Source organism: Microbacterium sp. 22179 (assembly GCF_052045715.1).
Lineage (GTDB): Bacteria > Actinomycetota > Actinomycetes > Actinomycetales > Microbacteriaceae > Microbacterium > Microbacterium galbinum.
The window spans coordinates 223,503-239,348 of sequence record NZ_JBQEPJ010000005.1 but is presented as its reverse complement, the minus strand read 5'-3'; the positions used below and the strand labels follow the sequence as shown (position 1 = coordinate 239,348).

The window sequence follows — 15,846 nt, the reverse complement described above, 5'->3', positions numbered from 1 at the left end:
TCTCGTCGCTGCGCTCCTCGCTCAGGAACCGCGCCGCGAGACGAACGGTCACGCCCCGAGGCGGTCGATCAGTTCGCGGTAGCGGTCGGCCGTGCGCGAGACGATGTGCTCGGGCAGCGCGGGGGGCTCGCCCTGCTTGTCCCAGTGCGACGCCAGCCAGTCGCGCACGATCTGCTTGTCGAAGCTCGCCATGCGCTGGCTCGGCGTGACGCCGGTGCGCCAGGCCTCGGCATCCCAGTACCGCGACGAATCGCTCGTGAGCACCTCGTCGGCCAGACGCAGCGTGCCGTCGGCATCCGTGCCGAACTCGAACTTGGTGTCGGCGAGGATTAGGCCCTTCTCCTCAGCGATGGCGGCCGCGCGCGTGTAGAGGTCGAGCGAGACGTCGCGCAGCTCGGCGGCGCGCGCTTCGCCCACCAGCTCGACGGTCTGCGCGAAGGTGATGTTCTCGTCGTGCTCGCCCATCGGCGCCTTGTACGCGGGGGTGAACAGCGGCTCGGGCAGGCGGTCGCCGTTCTTGAGCCCGGCGGGCAGCGGGATGCCGCAGACCGTGCCGCTCTCCTCGTATTCCGCCCAGCCGGAACCCGTGATGTAGCCGCGCACCACGCACTCGACGGGCAGCATCTCGAGGGACTGCGCGAGCATGGCGCGGTCGGCGACGGCATCCGGGATCTCGCCCTCGGCGAGGTGGTTGGGGGTGTCGAGCTGCGCGAACCACCAGCGACTCAGCCGGGTGAGCAGGGCGCCCTTCTTCGGGATGCCGGGTGACAGCACGGAGTCGAACGCGCTGACACGGTCGCTCGCCACGACCAGGATGCGCGTGTCGGCGGGATCCTCCGAGGCGTACAGGTCGCGGACCTTGCCCGAGTAGAGGTGACGCCAACCGGGGATGCTCTGGGACGTGCTGTCTGCAGGAGTGCTCACCTGCCCCATTATCCCGGTCGTGCGAGGGTGCCGTGTCAAGGGGAGTGGCGGATGCCGCGGCATCCGCGATGCTCTCCGCAACGAACGGAGGATGCATGTCGAAGGAACTGTCGAAGGGTGACCGGGTGAGCTGGAACACCTCGCAGGGGCGCACACGGGGGACCGTCGAGGAGAAGCGCACGAGGGACTTCGAGTTCGCGGGGCAGCATTTCACGGCGACGGCCGATGAACCGGCCTACATCGTGGAGTCGGAGAAGAGCGGTGATCGCGCCGCGCACAAGGGATCGGCTCTGCGGCGACTGAAGAGCTGACGGCGCGCCCGACAGCATCGCGCTTGCCCACTTCCGCGAAACAGGCGTATAGTCCACGTGGACTAATCGAAGTGGAGCAGGTGATGAAGGATCCGATCGACACGCTCACGCCCATGGGTGTGATGGTGCTCGCGCTGCTGCGCGAGGGCGACATGCACCCCTATGAAATGGTCCGTCTGCTGCGCACCCGTCAGGATGACCGCCTGCTCACGATCACCAACGGCACGCTCTACCACACGGTCGCGCGCCTGCAGAAGACCGGCCTGATCGACGAGATCGGCATCGATCGCGACGGCAACCGTCCCGAGCGCACCACCTACACGCTGACCGATGCCGGTCGCGACACCGTCATCGCGTGGGTGCGCCGCGAACTGCCCCGCACCGACAGCGAGACCGACTTCCGCATCGCGCTCGCCGAAGCGCACAATCTCGAGCGCGACGACGTCACCGCGCTGTTGCGCGAGCGTCGTTCCGCTCTCGTCGACAGCCACGTGGCCCACCGCGACGGGCTCCGCGCAGCACACGAACGGGGTACTCCCGCGCAGGTGCTCGTCGAGATAGAACGCCAGGAGGCACTGCTCGAGGCCGAGGTGCGCTGGCTCGACACCCTCCTCACCCGACTCGACGGCGACGGGCTCCGCTGGGGCCCGAACGACTTCGACGACACAGACCGCTACATCGCTCAGCGAAAGGCTGCACAGCAATGACCGATTCCCGACAGGCCGTCGGCCCCCAGACCGGCCCCTTCGCCGCGGGGCAGGCGCCGAAGAGCCCCTGGCCCGCCCTCTGGGCGCTCGTCATCGGCTTCTTCATGATCCTCGTCGACACGACGATCGTCTCGGTCGCGAACCCCGCGATCAAGGCCGCCCTCGACCCGAACACCAACAACCTCGACAACGTCGTGTGGGTGACCAGCGCCTACCTGCTCACCTACGCCGTGCCGCTGCTGATCACCGGCCGCCTCGGCGACCGTTTCGGCCCGAAGAACATCTACCTCATCGGACTCGCGATCTTCACCGCGGCATCCCTCTGGTGCGGTCTGTCGAGCTCGCTCGAGGGCCTGATCGCGGCCCGCGCCGTGCAGGGTCTCGGCGCTGCGTTCATGACCCCGCAGACCATGGCCGTCATCACCCGCACCTTCCCGCCCGAGCGCCGCGGCGCGGCCATGGGCCTGTGGGGTGCGACCGCCGGTGTCGCGACGCTCGTCGGCCCGCTGCTCGGCGGCGTGCTCGTCGACGGCCTCGGCTGGGAGTGGATCTTCTTCGTCAACCTGCCCGTCGGAGTGATCGCCTTCGTCGCCGCGTGGATCCTCGTGCCCAAGCTCAAGACGCACCCGCACCGCTTCGACATCCTCGGTGTCGTCCTGAGCGCCGTCGCGATCTTCCTCGTGGTCTTCGGCCTGCAAGAGGGTGAGAAGTACGACTGGGGCGTCATCTGGGGCCCGATCTCGGTGTGGGGCATGATCATCGCCGGCATCGTGGTGCTCGCGATCTTCATCGTGCAGCAGTGGAAGACGAAGTCCGAGGCGCTCGTGCCGCTGGAGCTCTTCAAGGACCGCAACTTCTCGGGAGCGAACGTCGCGATCGCCGCGGTGGGCTTCACGGTGACGAGCATGTCGCTGCCGCTGATGTTCTTCCTGCAGACTGCCCGGGGGCTCACCCCGACCGAAGCCGCGCTGCTGATGATCCCGATGGCGGTGCTCTCGGGCGTGCTGGCTCCGGTCGCGGGCAAGATCCTCGACCGCACCGACCCCCGCATCATCCTGATCCCGGGTCTGCTCGCCGTCTCGGGAGCCCTGTTCTGGTACTCGTCGCTGGTGAACATGGACACCCCGATCTGGATGTTCCTGTTCCCCTCCGCCCTCATGGGCCTCGGCAACGCCGGTATGTGGGGTCCGCTCGCGACGACCGCCACCCGGATGCTCCCGATGCGCCAGGCCGGCGCGGGCGCGGGCATCTACAACACCACCCGCACGATCGGATCGGTGGTCGGATCGGCCGCGATCGCCACGTTCATGCAGGCGCGCCTCGAGGCGAACCTGCCGGGCATGGACGACGCCGGCGGGTCGATCGGCTCGGGCGGAACCCTTCCGGATGCCGTCGCCGAGGGCTTCTCGACGGGCATGTCGCAGGCGATCCTGCTGCCGGCCTGCGTGATCCTCGTCGCGCTCATCGCGTCGCTGTTCCTGCGCGGTGCGCCGAAGCATCCGACCGTCTGATCCCCCGACGAACGCCCCGCCCCGAAATGGGCGGGGCGTTTCGCGTTGACTAAGGTAGACGGGCGGCGACCGGCCGGTCGCCACCCCGATCCGAGGAGCATCCGTCGTGATCCCACACCCCTCTTCCCTGCGCGCCCGGCTCCGCCGCCTCGCCCGCACGACCGGAGCCGCCGTGCTCGCGACCGCCGTCGCGGGCGCCGCGCTGCTCGGCGGAGCCGCCCCCGCCACGGCCGCCGACGGTGAGACGTACGTCATCGGCACCGACACGACCTTCGCTCCGTTCGAGTTCACGAACTCCGACGGCGAGCTCGTCGGCATCGACATGGACCTGCTCCGCGCGATCGCCGACGACCAGGGCTTCGAGGTCGAGATCCGCCAGCTCGGATTCGACGCGGCCCTGCAGGCCCTGCAGTCGAACCAGGTGGATGCCGTCATGGCCGGCATGTCGATCACCGAGGAGCGTCAGCAGACGTTCGACTTCAGCGAGCCGTACTTCACCAGCGGCATCCAGCTCGGCGTTCTCGAGTCGAGCGACATCGATTCGCTCGACGACCTCGACGGCAAGACCGTCGCGGTGAAGACCGGTACCCAGGGCCAGACCTTCGCCGAGGACAACCAGGACGAGTACGGCTTCCGCATCACGCCCTACTCCGACACGACCGACATGGTGGATGCCGTCAAGGCGAACCAGGCCGTCGGCTACTTCGAGGACTTCCCGGTGCTGGCGTACGGCATCCAGCAGGGCTCCGGTTTCCGTCTCGTGGGCGAGCCCGAGCTCGGCGGCGAGTACGGTTTCGCGGTCAACAAGGGCATGAACCCCGAGCTGATCGAGAAGTTCAACGCCGGCCTGGCGAACCTGCAGGAGAGCGGCGAGTACGACGAGATCGTCGACACCTACCTCAGCGCGGACGAGGCATCCGCCCAGCCGACCGACATCATCTCCGTCGCCGTGAAGTACTGGCCGGCGCTGATGAGCGGACTCTGGCTGACGATCCTCGCGACGCTCGTCGCCCTCGTCGCCGCCTTCGTGCTCGGCATCGTGTTCGGCTTCGGACGCCTGTCGAAGTTCTTGCCGTTCCGCTGGATCGCGACCGCCTACGTGTTCGTGTTCCGCGGCACCCCGATCCTGGTGCAGGCGTTCTTCGTCTTCTTCGCCATCCCGCAGCTGTTCCCGGGCCTGCAGTTCAACCCGTTCGTGGCCGGAGCGATCACGCTCTCGCTCAACACGGGTGCCTACATGACCGAGATCATCCGCGGCGGCATCCAGGCCGTCGACCCCGGTCAGAACGAGGCATCGCGGTCGCTGGGTCTCGGCCACTGGAAGACCATGCAGAAGGTCGTGCTGCCGCAGGCGTTCCGCATCATGATCCCGTCGTTCGTGAACCAGGGCATCATCACCCTCAAGGACACGTCGCTGATCAGCGTCATCGGCCTCGCCGAGCTGACGTTCCAGTCGCGTCAGATCATCGCCTCGACCTATCTGTCGGCGCAGGTGCTGACGATCGTCGCCATCATCTACTTCGTCGTGATCACGCTGCTGACGCTGCTCGCGAACCGCCTCGAGAGGAAGTTCAACGCATGAGCAAGATCGCCGTGCAGAACCTGCACAAGTCGTTCGGAAGCAACGAGGTGCTCAAGGGCATCGATCTGACGGTCGACGACGGCGAGGTCGTCGCGGTCATCGGGCCCTCGGGTTCGGGCAAATCGACGCTGCTGCGCTGCCTCAACAAGCTCGAGGAGCCCACGTCGGGCAAGGTCGTCATCGACGGCGTCGACCTCACCGACAAGAGCGTCAAGCTCGACGAGGTGCGCCAGCGCATCGGCATGGTCTTCCAGCACTTCAACCTGTTCCCGCACATGACGGTGCTCGAGAACATCACGCTCGCGCCGATCGAGCTGGGTCGTCTGTCGAAGTCGAAGGCCCGCGAGCGCGCGCTGGCCCTGCTCGAGCGGGTCGGCCTGTCGGAGAAGGCGGATGCCAAGCCCGCCTCGCTCTCGGGCGGTCAGAAGCAGCGCGTGGCGATCGCCCGCGCGCTCGCGATGGACCCCGAGATCATGCTGTTCGACGAGGCCACCAGTGCCCTCGACCCCGAGATGGTGGGCGAGGTGCTGCAGGTCATCCGCGATCTCGCCGAGGGCGGCATGACGATGGTGCTCGTGACGCACGAGATGGGCTTCGCCCGCGAGGTCTCCGACCGCACCGTCTTCATGGACGGCGGCGTCGTCGTCGAGGAGGCTGCACCGGCCGAGCTGTTCGAGGCGCCCAAGAACGAGCGCCTGAAGGAGTTCCTCTCGAAGGTGCTGTAGTTCGCGACATCCGCTCTTCGTCGGTTTGCGACCGGACACCGCCATCTGATGGGGTGGGGCGATGACCGTGCAGCTCGTTCGACCGACCGCCGACCTCTTCGGCTCGTGGGCAGCTGCCGTGGCGGAGTTCGGCGAGGGGCATGTCGACGGGTCGGGTCTGACGGCTCCCGTGACGCCCGATCGGGCGACTCTGGATGCCCTGATCGCGGATGCCGAGCGCCTCGCCGACACCTCGATCGCCCCGCCCGCCGACCGGGTGCACAACGACCTGTACTGGGTGGTCGACGGAGCCGAGGTGGTCGGGTTCCTGTCGTTCCGGCACGCGCTCAACGAGTGGCTCGCCGAGGCCGGCGGGCACATCGGCTACTCGGTGCGGGCCTCACGTCGCCGCGAGGGGATCGCGTCGGCCGCGCTCACGCTCGGCCTCGAGCGAGCGCGCGAGATCGGCCTGGAGCGGGTGCTGATCACCTGCGACGTCGACAACGAGGGCTCGTACCGCACGATCGAGCGGGCCGGCGGAGTGCTGCAAGACATCAGCGACCAGTCCGAGCGGGGCACGGGGATGCTGCGGCGGTACTGGGTCGCGCTCTAGAACGCCGCCCCGCACGCCGCTGCCCCACCCCGCCGTCCGGAGACGTTCGGGCGGTGTCCGGGATCGTCCGGAATACCCCGAACCGGTCGGGCGCGCGCCCGCACGCTCTCTAGCGTGAGCGGAGGCGCGATCGTCTCTCCCGGGACACCCGCGCGCAGGAGCAGCGGCCGTGCCGCGGACGGAAGGGGCGACGGTGGGACGATCTGTCGGCATCGATCTCGGGACGACGTACTCGGCGGTTGCGGTCGTCGACGAGTCTGGGGCGCCCGTGATCCTGAGGGATGCCGAGGGGCGGGCCACGACGCCGTCGGTGGTGCTGTTCGAGACCGTGGAGGGTGCGGATGCGCCGGTCGTCGGACACGCGGCGAAGCAGCAGGCAGGGGTACGACCGGACGACGTGGTCCAGCACGTCAAAAGGCACATGGGGGACCCCAGCTGGCGCTTCGATTCGCCGGCCGACGAGCAGTATCGTCCGGAGGAGATCTCGGCGATCATCCTCCGGGCGCTGGTGCAACGGGCCGAGGTCGCCCTGGGAGAGACGATCCGTGACGTGGTGATCACCGTGCCCGCGTATTTCGACGATTCCCGGCGCACCGCGACCAGACAGGCGGGTGAGATCGCCGGGCTCAACGTGCTGCGGGTGCTCAACGAGCCGACGGCAGCCGCACTCTCCTACGGCGTCGCGGCGCAGGCCGACGAGATCACCGTTGTGTACGACCTGGGGGGTGGCACCTTCGATGTGAGCATCCTCGGGATCGAGGGGAACGATTTCGCGGTGCTCGCGACCGAGGGCGATCGCAACCTCGGAGGCTTCGACTGGGACAACGCGCTCATCAAGCTCGTGGTTCAGGAGCTCGAAGACCGCCACGGGGTGCGGGACTTCTACGACGACCTCGACGCGGTGGCGGCGCTTCGAGAGCGCGCCGAGCAGGCGAAGCGCGAGCTCTCGACCTCGGATTCCGCTGAGATCCCGGTCGTGCACGGGGGAGCCGAGCGGCGCGTGACGATCACGCGCGAGCAGTTCGAGACCGCGACGAGATCGCTCGTCCGCCGCACGCAGGAGCTCGTCGAGGACACCCTCGACGCGGCGGGAATCGGATGGAGCGATGTCTCGACCGTCGTGCTGGTGGGCGGATCGACGCGGATGCCCGCGATCCGCTCGCTCATCGAGCGCCTGTCGGGTCTCACGCCGGTCGAGGGCGTCGACCCCGATCAGGCCGTCGCGCTCGGCGCGGCGATCCAGGCCGCGCTCGTCGGCGGTGGAGAGGCGCCTGCGGGTCTGGCCGACGTCCGCATCGCCGACGTCACCTCGCACGCCCTGGGCACGCTCGCCCTCGACGACGATGACGACCAGCGCAACTGGGTCATCATCGAGAAGAACGCCAAGGTTCCGGCGCAGGGCGTGAATGTACTCACGACGATGGGTCCGCGTACGCAGCTGCGTGTGACGGTCACACAGGGTGACGACCCCGACCCCGACTTCGTCACCGTGATCGGTGTCGGCATCGTCGACCTCGACGAGGAGTGGCCCGCCGGCGTCGACTTCGCGGTCGTCTATCGCTACGACGTCGATCAGACCGTAACGGTCGAGATCTACCGTCTTCCCGGCGACGAGTACGTCGGCGCGTTCGCGATCGAGCGGGTCGCGAACCTCACCGCCGAGAAGGTCGAGGAGGCGATCGATCGCATCGATCGCCTGGCCGAGCCGGCCGCCCCCGCTGTCGCCCTCAAGCCCGCCGCTCTCCCCGGAGGCATCCTCGCCCCGACCGCATCCGCGACCCTCACTTCCACGATGTCCGCGCGCCCGAGCGCCGCACCCTCCCCCAACTGAAAGAGAAGAACGCATGAGCCTCGCAGCTCCCGTGGTCGACGACTACTACACCCTCTTCGAGATCGACGGCTCGGCTGACCCCGACGCCATCCGTGCGGCGTTGAAGGCTGCCCGTCGCAAGTGGCGGCAGCTGACCGGTTCGCCCGACAAGGAGCGCGCTCGGATGGCCGAGCAGCGCATGGAGCAGATCGAGGCGGCGGAGACGACCCTCCTCGACGCCCCCTCGCGCGCCGCCTACGACCAGGCGCTGGCCGCGGCAGTCGCTTCGAGCGCTCCCGCCGCCCCCGAGCCTGCGACGAGCGGCTGGGGTGAGCGGGCGAAGGCGTATTACTACGACGGAGACGTCCGCAACGCCTTCGTGGCCGCGAAGAAGGGCACCGACACCGATGCCGACGACGTACTGGCGTGGCTGGTGTACGTATGGGCCGCGACCGATCTGAAGCGTCACGAGGACGCCGACTTCGCATCCGCCGAGCTCGTGCACCGCATGCCGGGCGACGCGACGCCGCTCGAGCTGCGCGGAGGCGTGCTCGACGGGATGGGCCGTTACGCCGAGGCCGAGCGTGCCTTCCGGGCGGCGGTCGCCATCGCTCCGGCGAACCCCTACTACCAGGGGCGCGTCGCCTGGGCGATGCTCGACCAGGGGCGAATCGACGAGGCCGTGCGCGAGGCCTGGGCGCTGGTCGACCGGTTCCCGGACGACACGTACGCGGTCAAGGTGCTCAGGGCCGCGTCGGAGCATCTGCGAGACCGCAAGCGCCCGAAGGAGGCGCTCGACCTCGCCGGATCGATCCTCGGACGCTTCCCCTCCGACACCGACGCGGTGCTGCTCGTCGTGCTCGCCGTACAGGATCTCGAGTCCGCGGGCGACGTCCAGAACGCCCTCGCCGAAGCCTGGCGCCTGCACGACGCCTACCCGCACGATGAGCGTGCGCAGCGTCTCGTCCGCTACGTGATCGGGGCGCTGCGTCAGCGCAGGATGGCCGGCGCCGCGCTGACCGAGTCGCGCCGACTCCTCGCCGCTCATCCCGAAGACGAGCACGCCCGTACGGCCTTCGCGCTGTCGCGGATCGCCGAGGCCGAGACGCGTCTGAGCCCCGCCGGTCCCGGTAGCCACATCATCCTCAACAAGGCTCAGGCGGCGCACTACGACGAGGCCATCCGCGAGGTGGAGGCCCTGGCGCCGCAGGACGCGGACGTGCGTCGGGCCATCGCGGGGATGCGGGAGTACCACGCGGCGCAGACCAAGACGAAGGTGCGCCTCGGCTTCGGCAAGGTCGTGCTCGGGATCGTCGCGGTGGTGCTGATCCTCATCGGCCTGGCGAACCTGGCCAGCGGCGGCTTCATCTGGCTGCTCTTCGGGGCGCTGCTGGGCTGGGCGTTCTGGAGCGTCTCCTTCCGCAAGCAGTATCAGCTGAACTACAAGGCGGCGGACCCCGCGAACCGCACGAAGGGGCTGCGATGATCGAACTGCTGCAGATCCTCGGCGCGGTCTTCGCGCTGATCGGAGGATTCCTCCTCTTCCGCGCCCTGATCACTCCGCGCCGCTTCCGTGCCAAGCGCCCGTGGCTGTTCACCGCGGGGTGGGGGACGATGGCGATCGCCGCGCTCTTCTTCTCGCTCGCGGGCGGGTGGATCCCCGAACTCTTCGTGCCCGCCGAGGGGATGACGCCCCCGGTGACGCCCTGAACGCCGACGCGAGCCGCGGAGCCGACACGCGGTGGCGGCACGCGCGAACGTGGGGGACGATGCGCGCCGGCGATCTCATCCTCGCGCTGCAACGCCTCGCCCCGGCGCGCTCGGACGACCCCTCCTCGCCGCGGAGCGGGACCATGCTGCACGTCGCGGCCGAGGGAGCGGTGGCGTGGGCGGCGACGGATGCCGGGCTGGCGCTCGTGCCGCTCTCCCTCGAGATCGCGGATGCCGCGGTGGGGGCCGCCGTCGTACCGAACGGTTTCGCCGCCGCGCTGCGTGAGGAGTTCGACCGCGCGGAGACGATAGAGCTCGCGGGCGGGGACGGCGAGGTGCTCGTACGTCGTCCCCAGGGTTCGCGGGTCCTGGTGCAGCCGCTCTGGGCGGGCACGGCATCCGCCGACGCCTATGCCGCGTACAACGTTCTGGCGGCCGGCGCGGCGTCGGCCGGCGCAGTCACGATGCGGGGCGAGGAGCTCCGTGCCGCTCTCCGTGATCGGGCGCACGATGAGCGTGTCGGCATCCGCCTGCGCACCGGGTCGGTGGAGATCGAGGCCGCCGGTGGCCGTATCGCCCTCGTCGACGCGCGCTCGTCCGTCGAGGGTGACGTCTCGTGCGATGGTCGCGCTCTCGAGAACGCTGTCTCGGTCGTGACGGACGTGAAGTTCCCTCGGGTTCAGCTGGAGTTCGGGAGCCCCGGCAGCGTGGCGCGGCTGTACGGCGTCAGTCGCGCCGAACCCCCCGCCTTCGGGACCGTCGAGTTCCTGCTGCCGACCCAGGCCGGGTTCCGACTTCCCACGGGCACGGGGAAGCCCGCGGCGCCCCCGGCTCCGGCCAGGATCGAGGAGCCGGAGCCGGTGGAACCGCTCGACGTGATCCTCGCCGAGCTCGACGCCATCGTCGGGCAGGCGCAGCTCAAGCGCGAGGTACGCGGGCTCGTGCATCAGGTCGAGATCAACAGACTGCGCGAGGCGCAGGGGCTCAAGCCCAGCCGCGTCGGAAGCCACCTCATCTTCGCTGGGCCCCCCGGCACGGGCAAGACGACGGTGGCGCGGCTCGTCGCCCGTCTCTTCCACGCGCTCGGGGTGCTCGAGGCGCCGGTCGTGCACGAGGTGTCGCGACCCGACCTCGTGTCGTCGAACGTCGGCGGTACCGAGGAGAAGACGAGCCAGGCCATCGCCGACGCGCTCGGCGGGGTGCTCTTCATCGACGAGGCGTACACCCTCGCAGATGGAGGCGACACCGACTTCGGCAAGCAGGCGATCGCGGTGCTGATGAAGGAGCTCGAAGACAGGCGGACCGAGTTCGTGTGCATCATCGCCGGATACGGCGACCGGATGTCGGACTTCCTGCGGTCGAACCCGGGTCTGGAATCGCGTTTCCGCCCACCCGTGACCTTCACCCCGTATGCGACCGACGAGCTGGTGCGGATCGCCGTGCACATGGCGATCGGCATGGACAACGAAGTCACCGACGACGCCCGCGCACGCCTGAGCGCGCGTCTCGCCGACGAGGAGCGCCGCGGTGGCCTCGAACGCGCCGACTGGGGCAACGCCCGCGCGATGCGCAACGTCGTCGAGGGGGCGATCACCCACCGCGACCTGCGGATCAGCATGGCCGGGGCGCGCGACCGCGCCTCACTCGTGGAGCTCACCGCGGACGACATCGAGGCCGCGTGCGACGACCTCGCCATCGGCCGCATCTCGGGTGTGCAGGAGACCGTCGAGGAGGTGCTCGCCGAACTCGACGCGCAGGTCGGACAGCCGGCGCTCAAGCGGCAGGTCCGAGCGATCCTGGCGCAGGCGCGCGTACAGCAGCGCAAGATGGAGCACGGTGGTGCGAACGGCGCCTTCCCGCTCGAGCACCTGCTGTTCGTCGGACCCCCGGGAACCGGCAAGACCACGGTCGCACGGCTGATCGCCCGCCTGTATCGGGCGCTGGGCATCCTGCCCCGCGGCGAGATCGTCGAGGTTGACCGGCAGGCCCTCGTTTCGGGCTACGTGGGGCAGACCGCGACGAAGACCACCGCGGTGATCGACGACGCCATGGGTGGTGTGCTGTTCATCGACGAGGCCTACACGCTCTCGCAGGGCGGCGAGAACGACTTCGGCCGCGAGGCGATCGCGACCCTGCTGCCGCGCCTCGACAACGACCGCGGCAAGTTCCTGGCGATCGCAGCGGGCTACCCCGACGACATGGACGCCCTGCTCGCGACGAATGTGGGACTGGCCTCGCGCTTCGTCACGCGGATCGAGTTCGCCTCGTACAGCGCCGAGGAGCTGGTGCGCATCGCGGAGGGCATGGCCCACGCGCTCGGTGAGCAGCTCACGACCGAGGCGCGCAGCGTGCTGCTCGACCGCCTCACTGCGGCCGAGGCCGCGGGGGCCTTCTCGTCGAAGGACTGGGGCAATGCCCGCTCTGTGCGTAACGTGCTCGACCGCGCCGTGCAGCAGCGCGACCTCCGCGTCTCCGACGAGGGCGGTATGGACGACGCTCTCACCGCCATCGACGCTCTCTTCACGATCGAGGCGGTCGACGTGCGCGCCGCCTGCGACATCGAGCGGATCGGGGCTCGGGCGGTCGTCGAGACGGTCGACGACGTGCTCGCCGAGCTCGACGCGCAGGTCGGCCAGCCGGCCCTCAAAGCGAAGATCCGCGAGCTCCTCGCGCAGGCTCGCTTCGACCTGCGCCGCCGCGAGGCGGGCGTCGGCGCAGGTCCGGTTCCGCTGGAGCATCTTCTCTTCGTCGGGCCGCCGGGAACCGGCAAGACCACGATCGCGCGCCTGCTCGGACGCCTCTACCGCGCGCTCGGACTGCTGCCCAGCGGCGTGCTCGTCGAAGTGGCCCGTGGTGATCTCGTCGGCGCACACATCGGTAGTACCGCCCCGAAGACCACCGAGCGGATCGAGGCCGCGATGGGCGGCGTGCTGTTCATCGACGAGGCGTACACCCTGGTCGGGGGCGGTCCGCAGGACTTCGGCAAGGAGGCGATCGAGACTCTCATGCCGCGCATGGAGAACGATCGCGGATCGTTCCTCGTCATCGCGGCGGGCTACCCGGCCGACATGGACCGGTTCGTGGCCTCCAATTCCGGTCTCGCGTCGCGGTTCACCGAGCGCATCGAGTTCCTCCCGTACACGGTCGACGAGTTGACCGAGATCGCCGTGGGCATGGCGCGCCGGGCCGGACAGGAGATCGGCGATGACGGTCGGGACGCCCTGCGCGAGCGATTCGCTGCCGCGGAGGCGTCCGGAGCGTTCACGACCGAGGGCTGGGGCAACGCGCGGCAAGCCCGCATCATCGTCGAGACGGCGATGAAGGCCCGGGATCTGCGGTTGGATGTCGGCGGCCATGCGGCACCCGACGACCTCGTCCTCCTGCGTGCGGACGACGTGCACGCCGCGTTCGACCGGCACGGGATCGGATGACGCCGATCCCGGAGCCGGTCGGTCATCCGGCGGGTGTGGCCTCGGGCGGGGAGTCGGAGGCGCGGTCGGTGCCGCGGCCGCTCGGGGCGTCAGCCGTGTACCCGTCGTTCGGGGTGTCCGTGGCGCCGGCGAGGTCGGGCGCGGCGAGAGCGCGTCGGCGCCGCAGGAGCGCCGGGGGTGTGCGCTCGGCGCCCAGTCCCCAGCGTAAGAACAGCCCGGCGAGCAGCAGACCCGCGGTACCCGAGATCGTCTTGTCGATGATCGACACCGTGATGTTCACGCCGAAGGTCCCCGTCCAGGGATCGCCGATCGCATGGGCGAGCGACGCCAGCAGGAGGCCGGAGTGCTCGGACGGCCCACCGTACATCAGCACGTTCAGCGGGGCGCCGATGATCGAGCATGCGAGCGAGACGACGATGGTGAGCAGGATGAATCGCGGAATCGTGTGCGCATAGCGACGGATGCCGACGCCCCAGATCAGAGCGCCGGTGACGTTGACCAGCGCGAAGACGATCGTCTCGGGCGTCGCGACGAGCGAGCCGAGCAGGTTGGTCACGAGGGCCACGAGGGCGCCCCACCACGGCCCGAAGGCGAAGGACGTCGCCGCCGTGCCGATCATATCGAGATAGAGGGGCACCTCGTGTCGGATGATCAGGGTGCCCAGGTAGACGTTCAGCCCTATGCATCCGATGAGAGCCGCGACGAGGGCGCCGGGGTGCGCGCCGAGAGGCGACCGACGGGGCCGTTCGTCGGGGGCGGGCCTGTCGATGGGCTGATCGGGCCGTCGGGCGTCGAGGTACCGCATCCGCCACCGCTCCGCCTCGTCGTCGTCGTATCCGAGAGCGAGGACGATCTCGCGCACCAGCGCCGGATTGACGCGGCGGCGGCCCGTCTGGAACACGTCGAAGACGGTCGATCGCGCGATCCGGGCGGCACCCTCATCGGAGCCCTCGGCCATGCGTCGTGCCGCGATGCGGGCGGCGATCTCGGCGTACGAGAGGTCTCCCGCGTGGAGGCGGAGACGCCGCAGCTCCTGCGCGAGGGCGTCCAGACGCGCGGTGGCCGCCGCATCCGCCGCCGGCGACGAGGTGCGTTCTGCCGAGTGGGGCGGTTCGGTCCCGGTCATTCGGCGACGCGGGCGGCGATGTCGCCGCGGTAGTGCGCGCCCTCCAGACGGATGCGTCCGATCGCGTCGTACGCGCGAGCGCGGGCCGTGCCGAAATCGGATGCCGTCGCCACCACGTTCAGCACGCGGCCGCCGGTCGCGAGCAGGTCGCCGCCCGGAGCATCCGGACCCGCCGTCGCGGCGTGCACGATGCGCACGCCCTCGACGGCCGCGGCATCCGCGAGGTTCTCGATCGGGCGACCGGTCTGCGGGGCCTCGGGGTAGCCCTCGCTCGCGAGCACCACGGTGATCGCGACGTCGTCGCTGAAGACGGGCTCGGGCTGGTCTTCGAGGGTGCCGGATGCCGCGGCGAACAGCAGCTCCGACAGCGGCGTGACCAGGCGCGGCAGCACGACCTGCGTCTCGGGGTCGCCGAAGCGGGCGTTGAACTCGATCACGCGCACACCCGCGGGGGTGAGGATGAGGCCGGCGTAGAGCAGGCCGATGAACGGGGTGCCCTCGGCGTCGAGCTGGCGGATCACGGGCACGGCCACGTCGCGCGTGACCTCGGCGACGAACTCCTGCTCGCTGCCGAACTGCTCGGCGAGCCAGGGCAGCGGCGAGTAGGCGCCCATGCCGCCCGTGTTGGGGCCGGCGTCGCCGTCGAGCGCGCGCTTGAAGTCCTGCGCGGGGCTGAGGGCGCGCACGGTGTCGCCGTCGCTGAGGAAGAAGAGCGAGACCTCGGGGCCGGAGAGGAACTCCTCGACGAGCACCGGGCCGGCGGGCAGATACTGCTCGGCGTGCGCGAGGGCCTCGGCGCGGTCGGAGGTGACGATGACGCCCTTGCCGGCGGCGAGACCGTCGGCCTTCACGACGTGCGGGGCACCGAGGTCGTCGAACGCCGCCTCGACCTCGGCGGGGGTGGTCGCACGCACGGCGCGGCCCGTGGGAACACCCGCGGAGTCCATGATGCGCTTGGCGAAGGCCTTCGAACCCTCGAGCTGGGCCGCCGCCTTGCCCGGGCCGAAGACCGGGATGCCGCGCTCGCGCAGCGCATCGGCCACGCCCGCGACCAGCGGTGCCTCGGGGCCGATGACGACGAGGTCGATCGCGTGCTCGTTCGCGAACGCGGTCACCGCGCCGCCGTCGAGCACGTCGACCGCGACGGGGGTCGCGTCCTGCGCGATGCCCGCGTTGCCGGGGGAGACGAAGATCTCGTGCTCCGCCTTCTCTGCTCGCAGAGCGAGGATGATCGCGTGCTCACGGGCACCGGAACCGAGGACGAGGATCTTCACCCGCCCAGCCTACCGAGCCTCGCCCGTCGGGTTTCGGCGGGTTGCGGCGGGCATAACTCCGGAGATCTGCGTCGAATTGCTCCGCATCTGCGTGATCCAGACCGAATCGCCGCGTTTCTCCGGAGTTATGAACAGGAGCCCCG

General features: G+C 69.7%; 13 protein-coding genes. 10 read left to right on the top strand and 3 right to left on the bottom strand.

All coding sequences use genetic code 11. The features are described 5' to 3' along the window. Window positions 1–48 precede the first annotated feature (48 nt). The gene (locus ACTJKK_RS12880) at window positions 49–933 is read right to left on the bottom strand and encodes a phosphoribosylaminoimidazolesuccinocarboxamide synthase (RefSeq protein WP_440748288.1); all 885 of its coding nucleotides are present in this window, start codon (window positions 931–933) and stop codon (window positions 49–51) included. Window positions 934–1,019: 86 nt separating this feature from the next. On the opposite strand from ACTJKK_RS12880, the gene ACTJKK_RS12875 reads away from it, so the two are divergent. The 10 genes from ACTJKK_RS12875 to ACTJKK_RS12830 all read left to right on the top strand — a co-directional run bounded on the left by ACTJKK_RS12875 (window position 1,020) and on the right by ACTJKK_RS12830 (window position 13,303). Then, window positions 1,020–1,235: a DUF2945 domain-containing protein gene (locus ACTJKK_RS12875; protein WP_440748287.1), complete on the top strand. Its 216-nt coding sequence runs from the start codon at window positions 1,020–1,022 to the stop codon at window positions 1,233–1,235. A gap of 83 nt (window positions 1,236–1,318) precedes the next feature. Continuing rightward, on the top strand, window positions 1,319–1,942 hold the full coding sequence (locus ACTJKK_RS12870; protein WP_336641102.1) for a PadR family transcriptional regulator: 624 nt from the start codon (window positions 1,319–1,321) through the stop codon (window positions 1,940–1,942). Continuing rightward, complete coding sequence (locus tag ACTJKK_RS12865) at window positions 1,939–3,453, top strand: DHA2 family efflux MFS transporter permease subunit (RefSeq protein WP_440748286.1); 1,515 nt, start codon at window positions 1,939–1,941, stop codon at window positions 3,451–3,453. Before ACTJKK_RS12870 ends, ACTJKK_RS12865 begins: the two co-directional genes overlap by 4 nt. A 106-nt stretch (window positions 3,454–3,559) precedes the next feature. Beyond that, a complete protein-coding gene (locus ACTJKK_RS12860; protein WP_440748285.1) occupies window positions 3,560–5,035 on the top strand; it encodes an amino acid ABC transporter substrate-binding protein/permease in 1,476 nt (491 codons plus the stop codon). Beyond that, the gene (locus ACTJKK_RS12855) at window positions 5,032–5,760 is read left to right on the top strand and encodes an amino acid ABC transporter ATP-binding protein (protein WP_247623627.1); all 729 of its coding nucleotides are present in this window, start codon (window positions 5,032–5,034) and stop codon (window positions 5,758–5,760) included. Before ACTJKK_RS12860 ends, ACTJKK_RS12855 begins: the two co-directional genes overlap by 4 nt. Before the next feature lie 61 nt (window positions 5,761–5,821). Continuing rightward, window positions 5,822–6,352 (top strand): GNAT family N-acetyltransferase, encoded by a 531-nt coding sequence (locus tag ACTJKK_RS12850; protein ID WP_440748284.1) that lies wholly within the window; start codon window positions 5,822–5,824, stop codon window positions 6,350–6,352. Window positions 6,353–6,545: 193 nt separating this feature from the next. Continuing rightward, a complete protein-coding gene (locus ACTJKK_RS12845; RefSeq protein WP_440748283.1) occupies window positions 6,546–8,183 on the top strand; it encodes an Hsp70 family protein in 1,638 nt (545 codons plus the stop codon). 13 nt (window positions 8,184–8,196) lie between these two features. Further along, complete coding sequence (locus ACTJKK_RS12840) at window positions 8,197–9,648, top strand: tetratricopeptide repeat protein (protein WP_440748282.1); 1,452 nt, start codon at window positions 8,197–8,199, stop codon at window positions 9,646–9,648. Then, entirely contained in the window at window positions 9,645–9,872 is a 228-nt protein-coding gene (locus tag ACTJKK_RS12835) for a hypothetical protein (protein ID WP_440748281.1), read from the top strand. The genes ACTJKK_RS12840 and ACTJKK_RS12835 overlap by 4 nt, the downstream gene beginning before the upstream one ends. A gap of 59 nt (window positions 9,873–9,931) precedes the next feature. Further along, window positions 9,932–13,303 carry an AAA family ATPase gene (locus ACTJKK_RS12830; RefSeq protein ID WP_440748280.1) on the top strand — a complete coding sequence of 1,124 codons (3,372 nt, stop codon included), beginning with the start codon at window positions 9,932–9,934 and terminating at the stop codon, window positions 13,301–13,303. Between the two features lie 22 nt (window positions 13,304–13,325). Here ACTJKK_RS12830 and ACTJKK_RS12825 read toward each other — a convergent pair whose 3' ends face one another. Further along, complete coding sequence (locus tag ACTJKK_RS12825) at window positions 13,326–14,429, bottom strand: hypothetical protein (protein WP_440748279.1); 1,104 nt, start codon at window positions 14,427–14,429, stop codon at window positions 13,326–13,328. Beyond that, entirely contained in the window at window positions 14,426–15,703 is a 1,278-nt protein-coding gene (gene purD / locus ACTJKK_RS12820) for a phosphoribosylamine--glycine ligase (protein ID WP_440748278.1), read from the bottom strand. The genes ACTJKK_RS12825 and purD overlap by 4 nt, the downstream gene beginning before the upstream one ends. Between the last annotated feature and the right edge of the window lie 143 nt (window positions 15,704–15,846).